General features: G+C 68.8%; 24 protein-coding genes and 1 pseudogene. 8 read left to right on the forward strand and 17 right to left on the reverse strand.

The features are described 5' to 3' along the window. Window positions 1-7 precede the first annotated feature (7 nt). Window positions 8-421: an EVE domain-containing protein gene (locus FE263_RS02135; protein WP_138324290.1), complete on the reverse strand. Its 414-nt coding sequence runs from the start codon at window positions 419-421 to the stop codon at window positions 8-10. Between the two features lie 10 nt (window positions 422-431). After that, a complete protein-coding gene (locus FE263_RS02140) occupies window positions 432-725 on the reverse strand; it encodes a YciI family protein (RefSeq protein ID WP_138324291.1) in 294 nt (97 codons plus the stop codon). Window positions 726-921: 196 nt separating this feature from the next. Between FE263_RS02140 and FE263_RS02145 the strand changes: the two genes are divergently transcribed. From FE263_RS02145 to ccmI, 7 genes are all read left to right on the forward strand, one after another. Further along, a complete protein-coding gene (locus FE263_RS02145) occupies window positions 922-1,668 on the forward strand; it encodes a heme ABC transporter permease (protein ID WP_138324292.1) in 747 nt (248 codons plus the stop codon). Beyond that, window positions 1,665-1,820, forward strand: coding sequence for a heme exporter protein CcmD (ccmD, locus tag FE263_RS02150; RefSeq protein ID WP_138324293.1), 156 nt, complete (start codon window positions 1,665-1,667; stop codon window positions 1,818-1,820). Before FE263_RS02145 ends, ccmD begins: the two co-directional genes overlap by 4 nt. Continuing rightward, window positions 1,817-2,326: a cytochrome c maturation protein CcmE gene (ccmE, locus tag FE263_RS02155; RefSeq protein ID WP_138324294.1), complete on the forward strand. Its 510-nt coding sequence runs from the start codon at window positions 1,817-1,819 to the stop codon at window positions 2,324-2,326. The genes ccmD and ccmE overlap by 4 nt, the downstream gene beginning before the upstream one ends. A 22-nt stretch (window positions 2,327-2,348) precedes the next feature. Then, window positions 2,349-4,343: a heme lyase CcmF/NrfE family subunit gene (locus FE263_RS02160; RefSeq protein WP_138324295.1), complete on the forward strand. Its 1,995-nt coding sequence runs from the start codon at window positions 2,349-2,351 to the stop codon at window positions 4,341-4,343. A 43-nt stretch (window positions 4,344-4,386) separates the two neighbouring features. Next, window positions 4,387-4,917: a redoxin domain-containing protein gene (locus tag FE263_RS02165; protein WP_171033952.1), complete on the forward strand. Its 531-nt coding sequence runs from the start codon at window positions 4,387-4,389 to the stop codon at window positions 4,915-4,917. Then, entirely contained in the window at window positions 4,914-5,390 is a 477-nt protein-coding gene (locus FE263_RS02170; RefSeq protein WP_138324297.1) for a cytochrome c-type biogenesis protein, read from the forward strand. Before FE263_RS02165 ends, FE263_RS02170 begins: the two co-directional genes overlap by 4 nt. Before the next feature lie 69 nt (window positions 5,391-5,459). Next, on the forward strand, window positions 5,460-6,179 hold the full coding sequence (gene ccmI, locus FE263_RS02175; RefSeq protein WP_138324298.1) for a c-type cytochrome biogenesis protein CcmI: 720 nt from the start codon (window positions 5,460-5,462) through the stop codon (window positions 6,177-6,179). Here ccmI and FE263_RS02180 read toward each other — a convergent pair. The 15 genes and pseudogenes from FE263_RS02180 to FE263_RS02250 form a co-directional block, all read right to left on the reverse strand. Then, a pseudogene (locus tag FE263_RS02180) lies at window positions 6,129-6,825 on the reverse strand (nitronate monooxygenase). The gene ccmI and the pseudogene FE263_RS02180 sit on opposite strands and share 51 nt — an antisense overlap. A gap of 21 nt (window positions 6,826-6,846) precedes the next feature. Next, window positions 6,847-7,794: an alpha/beta fold hydrolase gene (locus tag FE263_RS02185; protein ID WP_138324299.1), complete on the reverse strand. Its 948-nt coding sequence runs from the start codon at window positions 7,792-7,794 to the stop codon at window positions 6,847-6,849. 14 nt (window positions 7,795-7,808) lie between these two features. Then, window positions 7,809-8,012 (reverse strand): hypothetical protein, encoded by a 204-nt coding sequence (locus tag FE263_RS02190; protein WP_138324300.1) that lies wholly within the window; start codon window positions 8,010-8,012, stop codon window positions 7,809-7,811. 23 nt (window positions 8,013-8,035) lie between these two features. Next, window positions 8,036-9,610: a c-type cytochrome gene (locus FE263_RS02195; protein ID WP_138324301.1), complete on the reverse strand. Its 1,575-nt coding sequence runs from the start codon at window positions 9,608-9,610 to the stop codon at window positions 8,036-8,038. Then, window positions 9,607-10,701 carry a photosynthetic reaction center cytochrome PufC gene (pufC, locus tag FE263_RS02200; RefSeq protein ID WP_138324302.1) on the reverse strand — a complete coding sequence of 365 codons (1,095 nt, stop codon included), beginning with the start codon at window positions 10,699-10,701 and terminating at the stop codon, window positions 9,607-9,609. The genes FE263_RS02195 and pufC overlap by 4 nt, the downstream gene beginning before the upstream one ends. Then, window positions 10,701-11,702, reverse strand: a complete 1,002-nt coding sequence (pufM, locus tag FE263_RS02205) for a photosynthetic reaction center subunit M (protein WP_138324303.1) — start codon at window positions 11,700-11,702, stop codon at window positions 10,701-10,703. The genes pufC and pufM overlap by 1 nt, the downstream gene beginning before the upstream one ends. Before the next feature lie 5 nt (window positions 11,703-11,707). After that, entirely contained in the window at window positions 11,708-12,532 is an 825-nt protein-coding gene (gene pufL, locus FE263_RS02210) for a photosynthetic reaction center subunit L (protein WP_138324304.1), read from the reverse strand. A gap of 46 nt (window positions 12,533-12,578) precedes the next feature. Beyond that, complete coding sequence (pufA, locus tag FE263_RS02215) at window positions 12,579-12,776, reverse strand: light-harvesting antenna LH1, alpha subunit (protein WP_138324305.1); 198 nt, start codon at window positions 12,774-12,776, stop codon at window positions 12,579-12,581. A gap of 12 nt (window positions 12,777-12,788) precedes the next feature. Further along, window positions 12,789-13,052, reverse strand: a complete 264-nt coding sequence (pufB, locus tag FE263_RS02220) for a light-harvesting antenna LH1, beta subunit (RefSeq protein WP_138324306.1) — start codon at window positions 13,050-13,052, stop codon at window positions 12,789-12,791. Window positions 13,053-13,085: 33 nt separating this feature from the next. Continuing rightward, on the reverse strand, window positions 13,086-14,591 hold the full coding sequence (gene bchZ, locus FE263_RS02225) for a chlorophyllide a reductase subunit Z (protein WP_138324307.1): 1,506 nt from the start codon (window positions 14,589-14,591) through the stop codon (window positions 13,086-13,088). 3 nt (window positions 14,592-14,594) lie between these two features. Beyond that, window positions 14,595-16,031 carry a chlorophyllide a reductase subunit Y gene (gene bchY, locus FE263_RS02230; RefSeq protein WP_138324308.1) on the reverse strand — a complete coding sequence of 479 codons (1,437 nt, stop codon included), beginning with the start codon at window positions 16,029-16,031 and terminating at the stop codon, window positions 14,595-14,597. A 2-nt stretch (window positions 16,032-16,033) separates the two neighbouring features. Then, window positions 16,034-16,996: a chlorophyllide a reductase iron protein subunit X gene (locus FE263_RS02235; RefSeq protein WP_138324309.1), complete on the reverse strand. Its 963-nt coding sequence runs from the start codon at window positions 16,994-16,996 to the stop codon at window positions 16,034-16,036. Beyond that, the gene (bchC, locus tag FE263_RS02240) at window positions 16,993-17,925 is read right to left on the reverse strand and encodes a chlorophyll synthesis pathway protein BchC (protein WP_138324310.1); all 933 of its coding nucleotides are present in this window, start codon (window positions 17,923-17,925) and stop codon (window positions 16,993-16,995) included. The genes FE263_RS02235 and bchC overlap by 4 nt, the downstream gene beginning before the upstream one ends. A gap of 88 nt (window positions 17,926-18,013) precedes the next feature. Then, window positions 18,014-19,105 carry a methyltransferase gene (locus FE263_RS02245; protein WP_138324311.1) on the reverse strand — a complete coding sequence of 364 codons (1,092 nt, stop codon included), beginning with the start codon at window positions 19,103-19,105 and terminating at the stop codon, window positions 18,014-18,016. Between the two features lie 38 nt (window positions 19,106-19,143). Further along, window positions 19,144-20,019, reverse strand: coding sequence for a polyprenyl synthetase family protein (locus tag FE263_RS02250; protein WP_138324312.1), 876 nt, complete (start codon window positions 20,017-20,019; stop codon window positions 19,144-19,146). A 97-nt stretch (window positions 20,020-20,116) separates the two neighbouring features. On the opposite strand from FE263_RS02250, the gene crtD reads away from it, so the two are divergent. After that, a complete protein-coding gene (gene crtD, locus FE263_RS02255) occupies window positions 20,117-21,694 on the forward strand; it encodes a 1-hydroxycarotenoid 3,4-desaturase CrtD (RefSeq protein WP_276611156.1) in 1,578 nt (525 codons plus the stop codon). The last annotated feature ends 11 nt before the right edge of the window (window positions 21,695-21,705 follow it).

A 21,705-nucleotide genomic window follows, 5' to 3' on the forward strand; every position in this document is an offset into this window, starting at 1 on the left:
GGGCCACCTAGCGCTTCCAGCCGCCCAGGGCGCAGATCCTGCGCCAATGCTCTGCGCCGACCGGCACAACCGATAGGCGTGACTGCCGGACCAGGGCGAGGTCCGCGAATGAGGCGTCGGCCTTGATCTCGGCCAGGGACACGGGCGTGGGAAACGCCGAGACGGCTTTCATGTCGACGCAGACCCAACCGCCATCCTCGCCGGTCGGGTCCGGGTAGGCTTCGCGCACCACCTCGACCACGCCGACGATCTCCCTCCCGGTGTTCGAGTGATAGAAGAATGCCTCGTCGCCGACGCGCATGGCTTCGAGGTTGCGCTTGGCCTGGTGGCTGCGCACGCCGGTCCAGGGCTCGATTCCACGCTCGACCTGCTGCGCCCATGAGAATGCGTCGGGTTCGGATTTCACCAGCCACCTGTTCATCCGCCGTTCCCTACTCGATCAGCGAGCCATCGCGGAATACGCTCCGGTAGCCGCGTATCACCGTGCTCTCGAACAGGCCTGCCTCGGCGTAGGGATCGCCGGCCGCCAGCGCTTCCGCCTCGGATCGACCGGGCACGTTGACGAGCAGCAGGCTGCCGGTCGACCTGCCGTCGGGATCGAGCAGCGGGCCGGCCTGGATCAGCGTGGCCGCGTGCCGTTGCAGGTAGGCCAGGTGGGCGCTGCGGGTCGCGGCACGAAGATCAAACGATCCGGGCTTGTCGGTACAGTTGATCATGAACAACATGCGGGCTCCGGTGTGGTCGGAATGGCGGATGGCGCCGAGCATAGGATGGCGCTATTTGCTGTGACAGGGCGGCTGTTCCGCGACGGCGTCCACATCATCGCTTGAACAGGGTCCAGCAGCCTTGGATGCCATCAGGACACTCGACGCGACAGACCCCGCCGGATCTTCCGGGCCGGACCGCTCGCAACGACGTCGGGTGGGCCTGCTGCACAGGTTTGCCAATCCTGGCCGCTTCCTGCGGTTGGCCGCCCGGCTGCAACCCTGGACCAATGCGCTTGCCCTCGTGCTCACCGGCTGGGGCCTGATCTGGGGCCTGTTCTTCGCGCCGGCCGACTGGCAGCAGGGCGACGCCGTACGAATCATGTATGTGCATGTCCCGGCGGCCTGGCTCGCCTCGGCCGGCTACGTGGCGCTCGCCGTCTGCTCGGTGCTGTCTCTGGTATGGCGGCATCCGCTCGCCGACCTTGCAGCCGCCGAGATCGGCCCGGTCGGTGCTGCCGTGACCGCGGTCTGCCTCGCCTCCGGCTCGCTCTGGGGCAAGCCGATGTGGGGCGCATGGTGGGTGTGGGATGCCCGCCTTACCTCGGTCCTGGTGCTGTTCTTCCTCTATGTCGGCCACATCGCCCTGCTGCGCGCCTTCGACGAGCCGCAACGGGGCTATCGTGCCGGCGCCATCCTCGCCCTGGTCGGCGCCATCGACCTGCCGATCATCAAGTTCAGCGTGCAGTGGTGGAACACCCTGCACCAGCCTGACAGCATTACCCTGACCGGCGCGCCAACCATGTCCACCTCGATGCTGTGGCCGCTGCTGATCAGCGCGCTCGGCTTCAGCTTCGGCTTCGCAGCCATCGTCCTGGCCCGGCTACGCGCCGCAGTCATGGAGCAGCGGTTGCGCGTGCTGCTGCTCTCGCGCGGCAATGCGGCTGCGGGAGCTCCGTCATGACCCACCTGCCCTATATCGCCGGCGCCTACGGCCTCACGCTCGGGCTGGCGGCCTGGCTGAGCATGGCGGCCATGCTGCGGCTGTCGCGGGCGCGCTCGCGGCTGCGCGCCGTCGAGCAGCGCGGTGGTCGCATGGGAGGCCGTCGTCCATGACCCGCAAGTCGCGCCGGCTCTGGCTGCTGGTGGCCTGCGGCATCGGGCTGGGCTCGGCTAGCGCGCTGGCCCTGGACGCATTCAGCGCCAACATCGTGTTCTTCGTGGCGCCTTCGCAGCTGCTGGCGACGCCGGCCAACGGGCGCACCGTGCGGCTCGGCGGCATGGTGGTGGCGGGGTCGCTGCACGAGGCGCATCGCAGTGGCGAGCCGGTGGCGCAGTTCCAGGTGACCGATGGGCAGAAGGCGGTGCAGGTACGCTACGCCGGCATCCTCCCCGACCTGTTCCGCGAGGGACAGAGCGTGGTGGCCCTCGGCGAACTCGCATCGGACGGCACCTTCGCCGCCTCCGAGGTGCTGGCCAAGCACGACGAGACCTACATGCCCAAGGAGGTCGCCGAGGCGCTGCGCAAGTCCGGCAAGTGGAACCCGAAATTCGGTCCCGCGCCGTCGGCCGCGAGCTGGAACCGCATGAGCGTCAAGACCGACACCACTAGGGGTAGCTGAAGCTGTGCCGAACGGCCCGTCCTTGAATATCCCCGAACTGGGCCATTTCGCGCTGGCGCTGGCCTGCTGCCTGGCGCTGGCGCAGACAGTCCTGCCACTGATCGGGGCGCACCGACGCGAGATCCGGCTGATGGCGACCGCCCCTGCCCTCGCGCTCGGCCAGCTGGGGGCGCTCGCGGTCAGCTTCCTGTGCCTGGCGCAGGCGGCGATCACCGACGATTTCTCGGTGCAGAACATCGCCGAGAACAGCGCCGTCGCGAAGCCGCTGCTCTACAAGATCACCGGGATCTGGGGCAACCACGAGGGCTCGATCCTGCTCTGGTGCCTGATCCTCGCGCTGTGCGGGGGCGCCGTCGCGGCGTTCGGCCGCAACCTGCCGGCCGGGCTGCGCGCGCGCGTGATTGCCGTGCTCGGTGGCACCGCAGCCGGCTTCGAGCTGTTCTGCCTGACCACCTCGAACCCCTTCGACCGCATCTGGCCGGCGCCAATGGACGGCCAGGGAATGAACCCGCTGCTGCAGGATCCCGGCCTCGCGTTCCATCCGCCGATTCTCTACACCGGCTATGTCGGCTTCGCGGTGCCGTTCGCCTTCGCGGTCGCCGCCCTGCTGGAAGGCCGTGTCGATGCAGCCTGGGGGCGCTGGGTGCGGCCCTGGGCGGTCGGCGCCTGGTGCTTCCTGACATGCGGCATCGCGCTTGGCTCCTGGTGGTCGTACTACGTGCTGGGCTGGGGTGGCTACTGGTTCTGGGACCCGGTCGAGAACGCCTCCCTGCTGCCCTGGCTGACCGGCACCGCGCTGGTGCACTCCGCCATCGTGGTCGAGAAGCGCGAGGCGCTGAAGATCTGGACCGTGCTGCTGGCGATCGGCACCTTCTCGCTCTCCCTGTCCGGCACCTTCCTGGTGCGTTCGGGCATCCTCAACTCGGTGCACGCCTTCGCCAACGACCCGGCACGCGGGGTGTTCATCCTCGGCCTGCTTGGCCTGGTGATCGGCGGCTCGCTGCTGCTGTTCGCGTTGCGGGCGCCGCGGCTTGCGGCCGGCGGCATCTTCGCGCCGCTGTCCCGCGAGGGCGCGCTGGTGCTGAACAACATCCTGCTCTGCTCGATCTGCGCAGTAGTATTGACCGGCACGATGTATCCGCCGTTCGCCAGCCTGCTGTTCGGCGCCACCATCTCGGTCGGCAAGCCGTTCTTCGACGCCACCGCGGCGCCGATGGCGATCCCGCTGTTCGCGGTCATGGCGATCGGACCGATGATGCCCTGGAAGCGAGCGCACCTGGCGCCGGTGCTGACACGGCTCTGGTGGGCAGCACTCGGCGGCCTCTTTGCCGGCCTGTGGGCTGCGATCGGCCTGCGCGGCCTGTTGCCGGCCCTCGCGTTCGGCTTCGCGGTCTGGGTGATCCTGGCAGCCGGTGCCGACATCGCCCAGCGCATCCAGATGTTCCGGCTGCCGCCGTCGCAGAGCTGGCGGCGGGCGCGGACGCTGCCGCGTGCGGCGCTGGGTGCCGCGATCGCGCATGCCGGCGTGGGCGTCACGGTGATCGGCCTCGCCGGCATGTCCCAGGCGGCGCACCGGATCGTCGAGGTGCATGCCGGCGACACGGTGGACATGGCCGGCTACCAGTGGCGGCTGGTCGACGTCGCCGATGCGCCCGGGCCGAACTACACCGCGCGGGTGGCGACGCTGGTGATCAGCCGGCACGGCCACACGGTCGCGGTGCTGCATCCCTCGAAGCGGACCTTCGCCAGCCAGAGCACCACCACCACCGAGGTCGCAATCCACACCAACCTGATCACCGATCTCTACGCGGTGCTCGGCGACGAGCATCGTGGCGTGGCGGGGCAGCCGGATACCGCGGTGCTGCGCCTGCACGACAACTGGCTGGCGCCCTGGATGTGGCTCGGCGCCCTGGTGATGGCGATCGGCGGTGCGCTGTCGCTGTCCGACCGGCGGATCCGGGTCGGTGCGCCGCGCCGTGCCACGGCGGGACTGTCTGTCGGTGGCAGGCTTGCCTGAGCCCGCCGGGATGAGCAGGAGCGTGTCGCGCCGCCAGGTGCTCATGCTGGCGCCGCTCGGTGCCGCGGCGGCGGCGGGGGTCGGGTTCTGGTCGATGCTGTCCGGCATGGGCAGCGGGCGGTTCGACCCGCACGACATCCACGCACCGGCGGTGAACCGGCGCGTGCCGGATTTCATGCTGCCGTCGCAGGCGCCCGGCACCGGCTTCTCGTCGCAGCAGCTCGCAGCGCAGCAGGCTCCGGTGCTGGTGAATTTCTTCGCCTCCTGGTGCATTCCCTGCGTCCTGGAGGCGCAGACCCTGGTCGGCCTCGCCCACACCCTCCCGATCTGGGGCATCGCCTACAAGGACCATGCCGACAACGCCGCCGGCTTCGTGAAGCGCACCGGCACGCCGTACGCGCGGCTGGCCGCCGACGGCGACGGCTTGTCGGCGATCGACTGGGGGGTGTCCGGCGTGCCGGAGAGCTTCCTGGTGTTGCCGGGCGGGCTGATACGCTGGCATGTCGCCGGTCCGCTGACCCAGGACAACATCTCTGGCGGCCTGATGCCGGCGCTGCGCGGGGCCGGCCGATGAGGACGCTGCGGCGCGCGATGGCCGGGCTGGTGCTGGCGCTGTCGCTGCTGGCGGTCCCGCTCGCCGGCCTCGCGGTGGACGATCCGGCGGAGATGATGACCAACCCGGCGCAGGAGGCGCGCGCCGAGGCGATTGGGGCGCAACTGCGTTGCCTGGTGTGCCAGAACGAAAGCATCGAGGACAGTGGTGCCGATCTGGCGCGTGACCTGCGCCACGTGGTGCGCGTGCATGTCGCCGCCGGCGAGAGCAACCGGCAGATCATTGCCTGGATGGTGCAGCGCTACGGCAACTTCATCCGCCTGCGGCCGCCGCTGAATGCCGTGACGCTGCTGCTCTGGGCGATGCCGGTACTGGCGCTGCTGGTCGGGGCGTTCGCCGCGACCTCGAACTGGCGGTCGCGTCGCGTCGCCGCGGCGCCATTGTCGGACGCGGAGCAAAGGCGCCTGGCCGACCTGATGGAGCCAACGCGCTGATGCAGGCGCTCGCTGCAGGGGATCCCGGCCGCCCCGCCCCGGCGTCCCTGGGCTGACCACCGGCACACCATGATCTGGCTACCCATCCTCCTGCTCACCGTCGCGGTGCTGCTGCCGTGTGTCCTGGCGCTGAGGAAGCGCCCGGGACTGCGGGATCGCCACGAGGCAGCGCTGGAGCTGCATCGTTCGCAGCTGCAGGAGCTGGACCGTGACCGGGCCAGTGGCCTGATCGCGGAGAGCGAGCATGCGTCGGCACGCCTGGAGATCCAGCGACGGCTGCTGGCCGAGGCCGATCGCGGCAGCGAGACGGCGCGCGCCGGCGGCCGTGCGCCGGTGATCGTCATGCTGGCGCTGGTTCCGGTCGCTGCGGTGGCGCTGTACCTGAGCGAGGGCCATCCCGGCATGCCGGCGCAACCCGAGGCGGTCCGCATGAGCCAGGCGGATGCAAGGTTGCAGGAGGATGCGCAGCTGATCGGCATGCTGAAGGCGCAGCTCGCCAAGCTGCCGGCGGGATCGCCGCAGGCGCGCCAGGGCTACATCCTGCTCGGGCAGGCCGAGGCGACGCAGGGCGACTGGGCGGGTGCCGCGGTGGCCTGGCGGCAGGCACTGGACGACGGCCCGTTCGAGGCGACCCTGGCGGCGCAGGTCGCGGAAGCACAGGCGCGCGGTGACGGCGTGGTCAGTCCCCAGACGGCGGCGTTGTTCCGCCGCGCGCTGGATGCGGCGCCGAAGGATGCGTCATGGCGGCTGCTGGCCGAGCAGCGGATCGCGCAGTCGGAGCATCATTAGGCGCTCGGCTTCGTCTGCGCCGTCAGGTCTGGCGAGCGGGACACCGCCTGTGATCCGGACCAGGCGACCCCACTGGTGGCCTGTAGTTCCGCAGCGAGTATCACCATCAGTTCCGCAGCCGGGAGCGGCCGGGACAGGGACGCCGCCTGGCCGGCCCAATTGGGCGCCGTGGCCGCTCTCGCCGGCGGCCCGGGCGGCGGCATCGAGCGCCTTTCCGGCATGATAGGCGACGGGATAGCGATGGCCGCCCGCCTCGTAGCCTTGCGCCACCGGCACTTCGATGCCGGCCCGCCGCGCCGCCTCCGCCTCCGCCTCCGCCTCCGCCTCCGCAAGGCCGGTGGCGGTCGAGAGCAGGATGCAGCCGGCCTGCTTCAGGGAGCGGATGCGCGCGGTCTCCGGCAGCCCGCAATGGAAGTCGACGACGGGCGGCGGCGTAAACGAAGAGGTTGACGTTGAAGGCCCGTCCGGTGCGGTCCCGCAGCGCGCCGATCGTCGCCCGTGCGGCACTGGCGTCGGCGGAACCGAGGCCGAGCGATTCAAGGCCGCCTGCATTGGAGACGGCGCGTGCGAATTGCGGCGTCGAAATGCCCGTCATCGGCGCCTGCACGATCGGCGAGGTCAGCGCGAGACGATCGAGAATGGACATCGAGACATGCCTGGGCCGGCGTCAGGCCGGATGGGGCGCGAGGAACTCCAGCACCGGCGCCAGCGACCGGTCGGGAGCCTCCTCGAACGGAACGTGGCCGAGGCCGGGCAACGTGACCAGCGTGGCGTCGGGCATCGCCCGCAGATAGTCGCGTGCGTTGGCAATCGGGATCATGCCGTCGCGGTCGCCCCAGAGCAGCAGGGTCGGTGCATGGATACGCGCGAGCAGCGGCGCCGGATCGGCGAGCATCACCTGCTGCATCCTGGCGAGCATTGCCCTGCGCACACCGGGGGCCAGCATCAGGTCGCGGTAGCGCGTCAGGGTAGCGTCAGTCAGGCGGGTCGGATCGCCATAGGCCGGCAGCAGGCTCTGGCGCAGCATCGAGCGCGGCATGACGTAGGGCAGCAGCCGCATCACCAGCGACAGTTCGGCCTTCTTGCCGTATTCGAAGCCGGGACTCGCGAAACCGTCCGGCGAGATCAGCACGAGACGATCGACGCGGTCGGGATGGTCGAGGGCGAAGTTCCAGGCGATCTTGCCGCCGAGCGAGTTGCCGATCAGCGTTGCACGCCCGATCCGCATCTGGTCCATCAACGCCAGCAACACCCGCACGCCGCGGGCGTCGGTATAGTCGCCAGTCGGATCCGTCCCGGTCAGGCCGAATCCCGGCAGGTCGTAACGGATCACACGGTAGTGCGCTTCAAGGCGGCCGGCCCAGGCATCCCAGGTCTGCAGGCTGGCGCCGAAGCCGTGCAGCAGAATCAGCGCCGGGGCGTCGCGTGGGCCGGTATCGCGGACATGCAGGTGCAGGCCGTCGATCAGCCGCATGTCGGTCGGCGCTCGAAGATAGAGAGTGTCCAGGTCGGCGGCCGGCTTGTCGGGCGTGTAGAGCCACCCGGCGGTGGCGATCAGCGCGAGAGCGGGAAGAACGGCGGCGGCCTGCAGCCACCGCCGGGTCCGGGGTCGCATGGTGGCGGTATCGGCTAGCCGGGCTGCAGCAGCACCCAGTAGATTACCTGCCAGTACGGCCCCACGAACAGCAGCACCCCGGCGGCGATGCCGGTGAAGGCCAGGATCGACAGGCTCGACAGCCAGCCGCCGATGGTGCCGCGGCGCCAACCGAGGAAACTACCGCCAGCCAGCCAGAGCCAGACAACGACCACTGCCGCGAACAGCCAGAAATACATCGCCGCTTCCTCTGCTCCGGCACTCAGTAGGCGCCGTTGGTGGTCAACTGGACGTAGACGCGATCGGCGAAGTGGGTGAGCTGCCAGATCCGCTGGCTCTCCTGCAGGCCCGGCTCCTTCTCGACGATCGGGCAGTAGGCAATGGCCAGGCCGTTCACCAGATCCTCGCGCTTGATCTGCGGCGCGACCGCCCGGACCTTGCTGATGATGGTGTTGGCGTTCTGCAGCAGGTTGGCCTCCGTGGTCTGCTGCAGCAGCGCGCCGATGCCGTTCGAGCTGTCATCCAGCACCTTCGCCAGGTCGTTCTCCGCCAGCGCCGGACAGCCATCCGGGCGGCTGCCGTTCAGCAGGGTGTGGGTGTCCTTGCGCAGCAGCGAGACGAGCAGGGTGGTCGTGTTGGCCGGCGCACGATTCGACCAGGCCTGGCGGACATAGTTGCTGACGGAGGCGATCTCCTTGTCGCTCATCGCGGCGCCGACTCCGGGCATCAGCCCGTACGGTCCGCGTGCCTCGAGACCGCCCAGCACGACGCGCACCACATCCTGCGAGCCTGCCGCCTGCACCATGCCGTTGCCGTCGAGCGCAGGGATACGTTCGCTGACGCCCTGGCCGTTATCCTGGTGGCAGGAGGCGCAATGGCTCAGATAGACCTGCCGTCCCGCCGCCATCGCATCCGGCCGGTAGCGGCCATCCGTCGGCGTATAGGCCGCAACCACCGGCAGCGACTTGAGATACACCGAGATCGCATGCAGGTCGCTGTCGGTGAGCTTCATCGTGCTCTCGTCGATGGTCTCCGACATCGGTCCGGCGACGGTGCCCATCGACTTCGAGTGGCCATACTTGAAGAAGGAAACCAGGTCGTCGACGCTGAAGCGGCCGATGCCGGTCAGGTCGTCGTTGCGCAGGTTCGGCGCATACCAGCGGGTGATCGCGCCGCCTTCCACGTTGCCCGCGATGGCGGTGTTGCCGAGCAGGTTCCAGTGGTTGTGGCAGGTGCCGCAATGCTCGAGACCCTCGACGATGTAGGCGCCGCGGTTGATCTCGTCGGACTTCGAGGGGTCCGGCTTGAACTCCTCGCCGGGCACGAAGAACGCGTCCCACAGCGCGATCGCCGGGCGGATGGTGAACGGGAACCAGATCTTGTTCGGCAGCCGCGCCGCATGGACCGGCTTGAGCGTGAACAGGTAAGCCTTGATGGCCAACAGGTCGGCCTTCGGAACCTTGGCGTACCAGGGATACGGCATTGCCGGGTAGATGCGGCTGCCGTCCGGCATGATGCCGCGCTGCATCAGACGGATGAACTGGGCATCGGTATAGTTGCCGATGCCGGTTTCCTTGTCGGGCGTGATGTTCGGTGTCGAGATGTCGCCGAACGGCATCTGCATGTATTGGCCGCCGGCGAACTTCGGATAGCCCGGGGCGGCGTGGCAGGCGACGCAGTCGCCCATGTCGGTAAGGTATTTGCCGCGTGCGATCAGGTCCGCGGAAGGCTGCACCTGGGCCGGTTGGTCCTGGGCCAGGCTTCGCGTTGGCAGGCAGGCGAGCAGCGCGATGGCTGCCAACCCGACGACGCTTGCTACCCGATCGCTGCGAGTCACGGCGTGTTCCTCTGAGCAAGGAGTGGATAGGCCGCCAGGTCACTGGCGCCATAGAAAGGCTTGTAGGCACCCTGGTGGCAGGTCGCGCAGTTGATCTTCGCCACGTCGCCCATGGGACCCTTGCGGCCAGCCGGGAAGACGTTCGTCAACGGCAGCATGTAGTTCCGGTTCAGGTCGCGAACCATTCTGATGCCATACCATGCTGGAACACGGTTCGGTGTGCCCTGGTCCCATGACGCGAAGTTGTTGGTGTTGTGGCAGTAGGTGCAGGCGACACCGAGCGAGGTGGCGAAGTGCATCATCAGCCCGTAGGTCCACTCGGCCTGCTTGGTCGAGGCGTTGTTGCCGATATTGAGGTCGCTGACGCCGGTGACGCGGATCGGCATCGCGTTCAGCAGGAAGGGCGTGAACGGGTCGCTCGCCAGCGTGGTCAGGCCGGATGCCTTGTCCGGGCTGCCCTGACCGGTTCCGGTCTCCGCGAGGCCGTGCCCGGCGCCCGGCGGCGGTTCGGTGAACCAGACGTTCTGCGGGATCGAGTTGCCGCGATGGCAGGTGTAGCAGGTGACGCCCACGCCGCCGACATGCGCCTTCCAGTTGGTGTTGATCTCGCGCGTCATCTGGATCATGCGGCGCGTGACGGTCTTGGTGTAGAGGCTGTCGCTGGCCATGTTGTTCAGCGAGTGGCAGTAGGCGCAGCCGGCGGCCGGGTTGATCCAGTTTGCGAAGGCGCCCATCTGGCGCAGGAACTGGTTGGCATCCGCCGTCTGCAGCACCTTGATGTTCTTGTAGGCCTTCGACGACGGGATGCCGGCATCCGGCACCGCGGGCAGCGCCGGTAGCAGCCGGTTGGCCTCGATCTCGGGCTTCAGCAGGCGAGGATTATACTCGGCCTCCATTGCGGTGCCGCGATAGCCGAGCTGCACCGAGGTGACCGGCAGCCGCTCCAGCGTGGAGCCGAAGGCGAACACCAGGGCGATCGCGATAAGCCCGACGACCCAGGCCCGGGTGCGCCAGGGGTGGGCAACGATGCCGGCGAGGCTGTAGCGCAGGGCCAGCGCGACCAGTTCCAGCGGAGCCGTCAGGGCGCGCATCACTGCAACACTCCACGCAGGTGGCCAGGATCGGCGATGTAGGGATAGACGTGGGGATACATCGGCGCGATGCCGTGCTTCACGCCCCAGAGATACCAGTTATCGACCACCGTGCCGGTGAGCAGGATGCCGATACCGCCGGTCAGGGTGCAGAGGACCGCGAACCACCAGGCCCAGCGATGGATGGACTCGTACGAGGCGTTGAAGCCCATGATCCAGCGCCAGAACAGTCCGGCGCGCTCGGCGGCGGTGCCGCGGTCGGTGGTGAGCTCGATCTCGCGCTCGCCCCAGTAGCGGCTGACGGCGAGGATGGTGCCGCCATGCATGGCGAACAGCAGCGTCGAGCCATACAGGAACACGATCGAGAGCATGTGGAACGGGTCGTAGTAGAGGTTGCCGTAGCGGACCGACAGCGCCGCGGTCCAGTCCAGGTGCGGGAAGATGCCGAACGGCACGCCCTCGCCCCAGGAGCCCATCAGCAGCGGCCGGATGAAACCGTCGACCAGGTAGAGGAAGATCGCCGAGGCGAAGGCCCAGGCGACATGGGTGCCCATGCCGAGCGCCCGCGCCCGCTGGTAGACACGCACCCACCAGAGGAAGATCGCGGCGGTCAGGAAGAAGCCGGCCATCAGCCACCAGCCGCCTTCCGCGAGTGGCGGGATGTGCAGCCCGTAGGCCGGCGCCGGCGGCTCGAGGGCCAGCCAGGGGAGTTGCCGGATGAACTGCACCGGATCCCAGTTCACCGAGGCCAGCATGTTCAGCCCGATGATCTCGAAGGCGATGAACCCGCAGACGATCGAGGCCAAGCCGACGGCGCCAAGATAGAAGGGACCGACCTGGGCGGAGCCGATGAAGCCGAGCAGCACCGAGGTCCAGGGACGGCCGCGGCGGAACTCGTTGCCGGACTTCAGGACCGGGCCGATATCAAGCGGGCCTTCGACGTGGGTGCGGTTGAAGAGGTTCTGGTATTCGATGCCGAATGCGGCGCGATAATCGAACATTGACCTTACCTCCAGAACGGCAGGTTGAGCCACCAGTTCCACCATTCCGGCCAGCCGCGGGTCCAGAGGGGTCCACTGATGACGATGCAGATCGCGCTCCACACGCCGGCATTGATGGCGCAGAACCAGCCGAGGCGATGGATGCCGAGCGGGCCGATCGAATAGACGATCAGGTCGCGAAAGAAGCTGTCCTCGTGCGCCGATGTCTTGACCGGCTCGTCGCCGGGCGGATTGAGCGACGAGAGCACCGCGCCACCATGCATCGCCAGGATGAAGGTGGTGGTGAAGAAGAACGTCACCGCGATCATATGCGCGGGATTATAGTGGAACTGCAGGTGCTGGTAGCCGACGTTCGAGACCCAGTCGAGATGACTGAGGATCCCGTACGGGAAGCCATGGCCCCAGCCGCCCATCAGCACCGGCCGGATCACCTCGAGGGTGAAGTAGGCAAGGATGGCCCCGCTGAAGGCGATCGGCACGTGCAGGCCCATGCCGAGCTTGCGCGCGATCTCCACCATGCGAAGCGCCCAGGAGCAGAACGCCCCCAGCGCGCAGAAGGTGATCCATTGCCACAACCCGCCCTCGCGCAGCGGCGCGAAGCCAAGTCCGTAGCTGAGGTCAGGTGGTGCTATGTTGATGCGCCACACATTCCAGGTCGGGCCGATGGCCGCGCCCCAGATGATCAGCAGCGTTCCCACCAGTGAAAAGAAGGCGGTGGTGACGCCGAAGAAGCCGACATAGAACGGCCCGACCCAGAAATCGAAAAGGTCGCCGCCCACCAGCGTTCCACCGCGAACGCGATATTTGTACTCGAAATTAAGCATCGCCATGATCGCGGTCTCCTGCCGGGGGCGGTCCTCTATGCCTGGTGTGGAACTATTTCGGGGGTTCCGGCAGCGGGGTCATCTGCTGCACCTGCGAGCCGCCGAAGCGGTCATGGCTCGGGCCATCGAGCCAGTTGAAACGGTCGGTGCTGAGCAGGATGAAATGGATGATCAGGGCCAGCGTCAGCAGAAAAACGAACAGCCCGACCAGCGCGCGGCGCGGGTCGAACAGGATCCAGATACGCCACATGGTGTGTCCTCCCTATCCAAGCATGGCGAGCAGGGACCCGGCGGCATGCAGGGCGACCGGGTGCAGATGCACGGTGACGGCGGCCAGGTGCGTGCTGCCCGCCATTGCGGTGTGGTAGCTGCCGCCCCACGGGCGCCACATCCAGGCCAGGAGATGCGCCACTACGGCGACCGCCACGAAGACGACGAAGCTGAGTACGAAGAGCCGGTTGAACTCCTTCGCCTCCGGCTCCGTCAGGCCGGACAGGGTTGTCCGACGGTCCGGTTCAAGTGCCATAAGAATATACCTCCTTGAGTGGATGCTGTTGCCTCATGACACGGCGACCGTCTCGGCACGCCGAGCGAGCGTTTCGGCAACGCCGAGCGTGCGCTGCGCGCGCTCCAGCGTCACCCGTGTCTCCTGCGCCTCGCGGGCATCGTGCTCGATGCGCTCACGCAGCTTCTTTGCCGCCGAGATGCGAACCAGGAAGGGTTCGCGCTCGAGATGCCGGTCGAGCAGGTGCGCCGCGGGCGCGTCCCAGATCAGCTCGGCGTCACCGCGCGCGTGCGTTGCCTCGATCGCGTCGAGGTCGCCGGCGAGCGGCAGCATGTTGAACAACGCGTCGAACAGCGCGTTGCAGTATTCCTGCACCAGGTAGGTGGCGCCCGCGTAGCCCATGAACGGCGTGCCGGTGCTGCGCCTGATGATCGCGCCGGGGAACGAAGCCGGCACGAAGATGCAGCGCGCCTTCTGCTCGACGGCGTAGATGCGCTCGTTGCTGGAACCGAACAGCACCAGCGGTGGCGTGGTCTTTAGCGAGGCGCGCACCGCCTGGTTGTCGGGCTTGGTGCCGGGCCGGCGGGCCACCGAGAAGCTGCACGGAATGCCGAGCTCCTCCTCGAGGAAATGCCGCACGCCGCGCTCGTACGTTTCGGTGGCGACGATAGCGAAGCTGCCGGTGGCGAAGAAATCCTGTGTCACCGAGCGCCAGAGATCCCAGATCGCCTTGATGGTAGTCCGCTTCTCGCGCTCGATGAACGGTTCCGGATCGACACCGGCGAGCTCGCCGAGCTGGCGCAGGAAGGCGGTGGTGGCGAATACCCCGATCGGCGCCTGCAGGTAGGGCTTGCCGAGTTCCTCGCACAGCTTGCGGCCGAATTCGCGATAGAGGCAGACATTGACCACCGCATCGGCAAGACGCGGGGTGTCGTCGATATGCGCCTCGATCGGATACACCAGGTTGACGTCGCAGCCGATACCTTCGACCAGGCGGCGGATCTCGTGCACGTCCGACGGCATGTTGAAGGTGCCGTGGATGGCACCGATGATGTTCACCTTCGGGCGTGTGGGCGCTGCCGCCGGCGCGGTATCGACGCCACCCTTGCGTATGGCCGGACGCGGACCCTTCGACTTCTTCTGGCCGAACTGCGTCCACAACCAGAACAGCGCGCGGTCGGCGCATTGCCACTGGTCGTCGTCGATGGTGCGCGGAATGAAGCGCAGCAGGTTGGAGCCTTCCGGCGTCACTCCGCCGCCGATCATCTCGGCGATGCTGCCGGTCACCACCACGCCAGGGATCTTCTGGTCGCCGACGCTGTTGGCGCGGCTGAGCGCGCCCTCGGTGCCGTGCATCGACAGCGCGTCTTCCGACAACCCGGTGACGCTGACCGGCAACTCGTGCGGCGGCAGCGCGTCGGTGTAGTGCAGCACTGCGGTGACCGGCAGGTTCTCGCAGCCGACCGGGCCGTCGATGATGACGCGCAGGCCGCTGATGGCGGAAAACACGTAGACCGCGCCCCAGTAGCCGCCGGCGCGATCATGGTCGATCACCAGCATCGCTCAGGCCCCCTTGGCTGCGGAAGCAGGAATCGCGGCGGTGGGAGGGGCGCCGAAGAACGACACCATACGCGCGAAGCGTTCGCGGCCGTTGGTCTGCGCGTGGACGATCTGCGCCATCGCGCCGATGCCCGGCACGCCGAGCAGCGGACGGCCGGACACCATGTTGGTGTAGTAGATCGCGGGAATGCCCTGCTCCTTGGCCTTCTGCACGACCGGCGTGGTGCCGATGGCGAGATCCGGCCGCACCACCCGCATTGCCTGCAGGTCCTGCTCCAGCGAGGCGCGGAACTGCACGTGCACGCCGCGCGCCTCGAGCCAGATGCGGTCGGCCTCGGTCCAGTCGGTGGCGGGGCACGCGGTGCCGACATAGGGCAGCTCGGCGCCGGCCTCGACCAGCAGGCGCGCCACCAGCAGCTCGGAGCCCTCGTAGCCGGACAGCGTCATGCGCGCGCGGATCGGGTTGGCCGCGAGCACCGCGCGCAGGGCGGGCAGCGACGCGTCGAGCGCTGCGTCGAGGCGTGACTGCGGCACGCCGGCGGCGGCGGCGATCGAGGTGAGCCACGTCTCGGTGGCGGCGGCACCGACCGGTCCGGAGGCGACGATCGGCCGGCCGGCGGTGGTGAATTCGCGGAACGCGGCAGTGTAGAACGGATGGATCGCGGCGACCACGGCGCAGTCGAGGGCGCCATACAGGTCGCGCCATTCGCGCGCGGGGGTCGGCGGTGCGACCCCGAGGCCGAGTGGCGCCAGCAGGCCACCGGCGACCATCGGATCGGCGGGGAACATCTCGCCGACCATTGCCACCGTCGGCTGATCGCTCTGCGCACCGCGGGGACGCTGCACCGGCCCCGCCTCGATCTCGGCGCGGGCGGCGCGCAGCATGGCGCCGGCGAGCACGTCCTTCGCTTCGGCATGGGTCGGCACGCCGAAGCCGGGCACGTCGATGCCGATCACCCGCACGCCGTTGATCTGCTTCGGCAGCAGGTCGAGCGGCACGCCGGACGCGGTCGGCACGCAGAGATTGATCACCACCACCGCATCGTAGTTGGCAGGATCGGCGGTCTCGCTGACGGCGTCGCGGATGTCCTCGAACAGCTGGCCGCGCACCAGACTTTCCGAATTGAACGGCACGTAGCCGACGCTGCGACGCGCACCGTAGAAGCGCGAGGTGAAGCTGAGGCCGTAGACGCAGCAGGCCGAGCCGCTGAGGATGGTGGCGACGCGGCGCATGCGCAGGCCGACGCGCAGCGAGCCGAAGGCCGGGCACATCGATTGCGGCTGGTCATGCGGGCCGCGCGGATAATCGGTCAGCAGACGGTCCATCGACGCACCGCTGCCGGCCGCGCGGGCTGCGGCCACCAGCGTCTCGCGGCCACCGTGGCAACCGGCATCCTTGGCAGCCGGCGGCAGGGAGAGGCCGGGATCGTAATCGTCCATCGCTACACGCCCTCGTAGAGGACTTCGAGCGACGGCCGCTCGGCGACCGCGATGCCCGCGCACATGTCGGTCATGCTGGCCGGCTCGAGCACCACCCCGCGCCCGACCGCATCGCCCTTGAACAGGTCGAGCAGGTTGTCGTGGCTGAGAGGGTTCGGACGCAGCGGCGGCGCTTCCGCCACCTGGGTCGCGAGCGACATGAACAGCGGCTCCCAGGGGCTGCCGGGACGGCCGATGATCTCGTAGTTGGCACTCTTGCGACGGATATCGTCGTCGGCGGGAATGGCGGCGAGCACCGGGATGCCGACCGCGTTCGCGAAGGCCTGCGCCTCGCCGGTGCCGTCATCCTTGTTGATCACCAGGCCGGCAACGCCGACATGGCCGCCAAGCTTGTTGAAATACTCGACCGCCGAGCAGACGTTGTTGGCGACATAGAGCGACTGCAGGTCGTTCGAGCCGACCACGATCACCTTCTGGCACATGTCGCGGGCGATCGGCAGGCCGAAGCCGCCGCACACCACGTCGCCGAGGAAATCCAGCAGCACGTAGTCGAAGCCCCAGTCGTGGAAACCCAGCTTCTCCAGCAGCTCGAAGCCGTGGATGATGCCGCGCCCGCCGCAGCCGCGGCCGACTTCCGGGCCACCGAGCTCCATCGCGAACACGCCGTCGCGCTTGAAGCAGACATCGCCGATCTCGACCTTCTCGCCTGCGAGTTTCTTGCGCGACGAGGTCTCGATGATGGTGGGGCACGAACGGCCGCCGAACAGCAGCGAGGTGGTGTCGCTCTTCGGATCGCAGCCGATCAGAAGCACCCGCTTGCCGTGCTGCGCCATCGTGTAGGAGAGGTTGGCCAGGGTGAAGCTCTTGCCGATGCCACCCTTGCCGTAGATCGCGATGATCTGGGTCTCGGGCTTGGCGCCTTCCAGCTTGGACGGCTCCGGCACGATCTGGGTGTGTGCGTTCATGCCGAAGCTCTCCAATCGAGAATCATCTTGAGGCAGCCGGTATCGTTGAAGGCGGTGCGGTAGGCGTCCTGCGCCGCGGCGGCCGGGCTGCGATGGGTGATGAGATGGTCCAGGGACAGGCGGTGGCCGGCAAGCAGGCGCTGCACCACCGCGAGATCCTCCGGCTTCCACTCGGCGGCACAGCGCAGACGCGCCTCGCGCATGAAGGCCGGCGGGAAACTGAACGACAGCGTGCCGGCATAGAACCCGGCCAGCACGATCTCGCCGCCGGGTGCCAGCCTGGCGATCAGGCTGTCCAGCAGGCCGGTATCGCCGCTCGCGTCGACGATGCAGCGATAGGCGCGGTTGGTGTCCTGCTCGGCGGTGGTGACCCGGTAGCCGTCGGCACCATCTGCGCGACCGGGCAGCGCTTCCCATACGGTCGGCGCGGGATGGCCCAGTGCGAGGGTGATGCGCGCGATCAGCCGGCCCAGCACGCCGTGGCCGATGACCAGGTCGGGTGCCTGCATCGCCACGGCATGATGCGCGGTGGCGGCGAGTGCCAGCAGGATGCCGCGCTCGCCGAGATCGTCCGCGATCGGCACCACGCGCGCGCCGCCGGTCACCAGACGGGACGCCGCGCCGCCGAACAGGCCGCGCACCGGACCGAAGCAGCGGGCACCCGGAACGAACACCGTTTCGCCAGCGCTGCGACCGGATGCGGCACCGGCCTCGACGATACGGCCTACGGATTCATAGCCGGGCACCAGCGGATATCCCATGCCGGGGAAGTCGGGCATGCGGCCGGACCAGAGCAGGCGCTCGGTCCCGGCGCTGATGCCGCTCCAGGCGATATCGACGACCACGTCCTCGTCGCCGGGGGCGGTCAGGTCGAGAGACTCGAGGGCGGCATGCCCGGGGGCGCTCATCACGACGGCAACTGCCTGCATGCGATCCCCTCCCTTGAATGTCAGGCTAGCGCGACCGCTGAAGGTGTCAACCTGATTTGACATTACGGATGACAATTCAGGCTGACAGTCAGCTTGCTGCAATGAGTTGGGTGACCAGCGGCAGGTTGGTCGGGAGCAGCTCCGAGCGCTGGAAACCGGCGTCTCGCAGCATGGTGCGAAGCCGGGATGCGCTTCTCGGCGTGCCGCTTCCCATCGCCAGCAGGTAGAAGCCGAAATAGGCGTCAGCCATCGCCTCGGCGCCCGGGGTCTCCGCCATCGGCTCGATCACCAGCAGGGTGCCGCCGGGTGCCAGCGCCTCGCGCGCACGGTGCAGCAGGAGACGGACAGTGTCATCGTCGTGGTCGTGCAGCACGCGCACGAACGACACCAGGTCGGCGCCCCGGGGCAGCGGATCCTTGCGGAAGTCGCCGGGATGGACCGTTGCCCGGGAGGCCAGGCCGTCGCGTTCGAATCGGGATGAAGCGAGAGCCGCCACGGCAGGCAGATCGAACAGCATGAGCCGCAGTCCGGAGCTCCGCTTCGCGGCGGCGGCGAGGAAGCTGCCGTCGCCACCGCCGACATCGAGCAGCACGCGATGCTTCCGCAGATCGCAGGCGGTCATCGCCTGTTCGGCGATCATCGCCTGCGAGGCTGCCATCAGGGCGGTATACGACGCGACCTCGCTGGCGCCGGGAAGTGCGGCCTGCGTCGCGTACGGCCAGTAGCCGGCGAGCCGGGTCGGTCCCGCCTTGCCACGCAGCAGCGCCACCGGATCGCGCAGGTCGTCGTACAGCAGGCGGTGATGCGCGACCATGGCATTCACGCCGGGATTGTCGATCAGCGCCGCACCGGCGCGACCTAATCCGTAGCGACCGCCGCGACGCCTGCGGGCAATATTCAGCGAGGTTGCCGCATTCAGCAGCCGCAGCGTCGCGGCCGGGGTCATGTCGAGAGTCTTCGCAAGGTTTTCGGCGGTCGCCGGCCCGCGCAGCAGCAGGCGCGGCAGATCGAGCTCCACGCAGGCAAGCAGCACCTGCGAGTAGACGAAGCCGGCGGTGAGGTCGAACACCGCCCTCGCCCGCCTGCGCGCCAGCGGCCGTGACAGCACGAAGGCGCCCGCCGCGGAGCGGAAACGCGGACTGCTCTGCAGCCGGTCGGCCAGCGTTGCGAACGAGATCAAGCGTGGATGCCGACTGCTACCGGTCGGGCGGCCCGGTTCTAGGCGGCCCGGGAGGCGGCGATGGCGGGCAGCAGCAGGCGTTGCAGCTCGCGCCGGATCAGCACGGTCAGCATGGCGGCACCATGACAATCCGGGATGGCGTCGACCGAGGCCGCGATCAGGCGATCGAGATGGTCGTGCGCGCCGGACAGCCCGTGCTGCGCCACCGCACTCGGCCGCCCGAGGGCGAGATCCTGGCCGCATGGCTTGCCGAGGGTGGCGGCGTCGCCGACGCTGTCGTTGATGTCGTCGGCAACCTGGTAGGCCTCGCCCAGACAGTCGCCGAGCGCACGCCAGCGTGCCGGATCGGCGCCGGCGGCGAGCGCGCCGGCCTGGGTGGCGCAGGCGAACAGCGACGCGGTCTTGGCACGCTGGTAGGTCGCCAGCACCACTTCGGTCTCGCACTCCCAGGCCTGGCCGGCCACCAGGCCGAGCGGGGTCCCGGCGGCGCGGGCCACCAGGACGGTGAGCGGCGCCAGCAGGGCGGCGCGCCTGACGCCGAGCGCCAGGCTCTCGAACGCGAGCACGATCAACGCGTCGCCGGCCAGCACCGCGAGCGGCTCGCCGAATGCCCTGTGCACCGAAGCGACTCCGCGTCGCGTCGCCGCGTTGTCGAAGCAGGGCAGGTCGTCATGCACCAGGGAGGCGCAGTGCAGCAGCTCGATAGCGGCTCCGGTGACGGCGGCGGTCTCCAGCGCCCGCCCGTCCGCCCCGCAGGCCAGCGCCACGGAGAGGCAAAGCCGCGGACGGATGCGCGCGCCGCCCGGGAACACAGAATGGCGTATCGCCTCGGCCAGGCGCGGCGGACCGGCCGGGTCGCCGCTGCGAGAGAGCGCCACTTCCAGCGCATGCTCGATCCGGATCAGGATGTCCATCGGACGCCACCCCTATACCGCAGGCAGATGTCAGCTTTGCCTGTCGCTCGCTACTGTCAATCATGTTAGACACTCTCGTCAATAACTGGATGGGCTGGTGACGACAGTTCTGCAGCCACTGGGCCGGCGACACCGCGTGGCGATCATCGGCGCCGGCATGGGCGGACTCGCCGCGGCGATCGACCTGGCGCATCGCGGGGTCGCCGTCACGGTGCTGGAACGCGGGCTGCAGCCTGGCGGCAAGATGCGCACGGTCGCGGTCGGCAATGCGGTGCTGGATGCCGGGCCGAGCGTGCTCACCATGCGCGACGTGTTCGAGTCGCTGTTCGAGTCGACCGGCAGCGCGCTCGAGAACCATGTCACCCTGCGCCCGGCGGAGCGGCTGGCGCGTCACGACTGGCTGCAGGGCCCGGGCCTCGACCTGTTCGCCGATCCGGCGCGGTCGCGCGAGGCCATCGGCGAGTTCGCCGGCGCCGGGGAGGCACGGCGCTTCGACCGGTTCCGTGCCGAGATCGCGGCGATGTACCGCACCCTGGATGCGACCTTCATGCGGGCGGCGCGGCCCAGCGTACTGGAGCTCACCCGTCGTGCCGGCCCTGCCGCCCTGCTCGGCATCAGCCCGTTCACCCGTATGGCGACGGCACTCGCCCGGCATTTCCACGATCCTCGATTGCGCCAGCTGTTCGGCCGCTATGCGACCTATTGCGGCTCCTCGCCCTACGAGGCGCCGGCGACGCTGATGCTGATCGCGCATGTCGAGCAGAACGGCGTGTGGCTGGTCGAGGGCGGCATGCACCGGCTGGCGATGGCGATGGCGCAGCGCGCAACCGAACTCGGCGCACGGATACGCTATGGCGAGGAGGTGCGGACGGTTGCCGTGCGCGGCGGCCGGGCCAGCGGAGTCGTGCTGGCGGGCGGCGAGACGATCACGGCGGATGCCGTGCTGTGCAATGCCGATACCGCCGCCATCGCGGGTGGCCTACTCGGGCCGGACTGCGCGGACGCTGCTGCGCCCACGCCGCTTCCGGCACGTTCGTTGTCGGCAGTGACATGGACCATGGTGGCCGAGACGACGGGGTTTCCGCTCATCCGGCACAATGTCTTTTTCGGTCGCGACGCGCGCTGCGAGTTCGACGACCTGTTCGCGCGCCATCGGCTGCCGGTTTCGCCGACAGTGTATGTCTGCGCGCAGGATCGCGAGACCGCCGACCATAGACCGGGTCGGCCGGAACGGCTGCTGTGCCTGGTGAACGCGCCGGCCGCCGCCGATACCGCCCGACTCGACAGCACGGAGCTCGACGAATGCCAGCAACGGATGATCACGCGACTTGGCCGGGCGGGACTGCATCTGCGGATCCAGGCGTCGGAGCGGACCAGCCCGGCGGAATTCGCGGCGCTCTTTCCGGGGACGGCGGGAGCGCTGTACGGCCCGGCGTCGCACGGCTGGGCAGCGTCGTTCCGCAGGCCGGGGAGTCGCTCGGCGCTTCCGGGCCTGTATCTGGCGGGAGGCAGCGTGCATCCGGGACCGGGCGTGCCGATGGCGACATTGTCCGGACGACTGGCAGCGGCGCGGATGCTGGCGGACCTCGCTTCGATGCGCTCGTCGCACCCGGCGGCTATGTCTGGTGGTATGTCGATGCGCTCGCGCCGGACGGGCAGACCGGCCTCACCCTGATCGCCTTCATC

Origin of the sequence: Lichenicoccus roseus (assembly GCF_005844085.1) — a bacterium.
In the GTDB taxonomy this organism is placed as follows: Bacteria; Pseudomonadota; Alphaproteobacteria; order Acetobacterales; family Acetobacteraceae; genus Lichenicoccus; species Lichenicoccus roseus.

Bases quoted from the DNA above. Each gene is read 5' to 3' on its own strand.
- FE263_RS02135 (WP_138324290.1), bottom strand. From the start codon at position 421: ATGAACAGGTGGCTGGTGAAATCCGAACCCGACGCATTCTCATGGGCG.
- FE263_RS02140 (WP_138324291.1), bottom strand. From the start codon at position 725: ATGTTGTTCATGATCAACTGTACCGACAAGCCCGGATCGTTTGATCTT.
- ccmD (WP_138324293.1), top strand. From the start codon at position 1,665: ATGACCCACCTGCCCTATATCGCCGGCGCCTACGGCCTCACGCTCGGG.
- ccmE (WP_138324294.1), top strand. From the start codon at position 1,817: ATGACCCGCAAGTCGCGCCGGCTCTGGCTGCTGGTGGCCTGCGGCATC.
- FE263_RS02165 (WP_171033952.1), top strand. From the start codon at position 4,387: ATGCTGGCGCCGCTCGGTGCCGCGGCGGCGGCGGGGGTCGGGTTCTGG.
- FE263_RS02170 (WP_138324297.1), top strand. From the start codon at position 4,914: ATGAGGACGCTGCGGCGCGCGATGGCCGGGCTGGTGCTGGCGCTGTCG.
- ccmI (WP_138324298.1), top strand. From the start codon at position 5,460: ATGATCTGGCTACCCATCCTCCTGCTCACCGTCGCGGTGCTGCTGCCG.
- FE263_RS02185 (WP_138324299.1), bottom strand. From the start codon at position 7,794: ATGCGACCCCGGACCCGGCGGTGGCTGCAGGCCGCCGCCGTTCTTCCC.
- FE263_RS02190 (WP_138324300.1), bottom strand. From the start codon at position 8,012: ATGTATTTCTGGCTGTTCGCGGCAGTGGTCGTTGTCTGGCTCTGGCTG.
- pufC (WP_138324302.1), bottom strand. From the start codon at position 10,701: ATGCGCGCCCTGACGGCTCCGCTGGAACTGGTCGCGCTGGCCCTGCGC.
- pufM (WP_138324303.1), bottom strand. From the start codon at position 11,702: ATGTTCGATTATCGCGCCGCATTCGGCATCGAATACCAGAACCTCTTC.
- pufL (WP_138324304.1), bottom strand. From the start codon at position 12,532: ATGGCGATGCTTAATTTCGAGTACAAATATCGCGTTCGCGGTGGAACG.
- pufA (WP_138324305.1), bottom strand. From the start codon at position 12,776: ATGTGGCGTATCTGGATCCTGTTCGACCCGCGCCGCGCGCTGGTCGGG.
- pufB (WP_138324306.1), bottom strand. From the start codon at position 13,052: ATGGCACTTGAACCGGACCGTCGGACAACCCTGTCCGGCCTGACGGAG.
- bchZ (WP_138324307.1), bottom strand. From the start codon at position 14,591: ATGCTGGTGATCGACCATGATCGCGCCGGCGGCTACTGGGGCGCGGTC.
- bchY (WP_138324308.1), bottom strand. From the start codon at position 16,031: ATGGACGATTACGATCCCGGCCTCTCCCTGCCGCCGGCTGCCAAGGAT.
- FE263_RS02235 (WP_138324309.1), bottom strand. From the start codon at position 16,996: ATGAACGCACACACCCAGATCGTGCCGGAGCCGTCCAAGCTGGAAGGC.
- bchC (WP_138324310.1), bottom strand. From the start codon at position 17,925: ATGCAGGCAGTTGCCGTCGTGATGAGCGCCCCCGGGCATGCCGCCCTC.
- FE263_RS02250 (WP_138324312.1), bottom strand. From the start codon at position 20,019: ATGGACATCCTGATCCGGATCGAGCATGCGCTGGAAGTGGCGCTCTCT.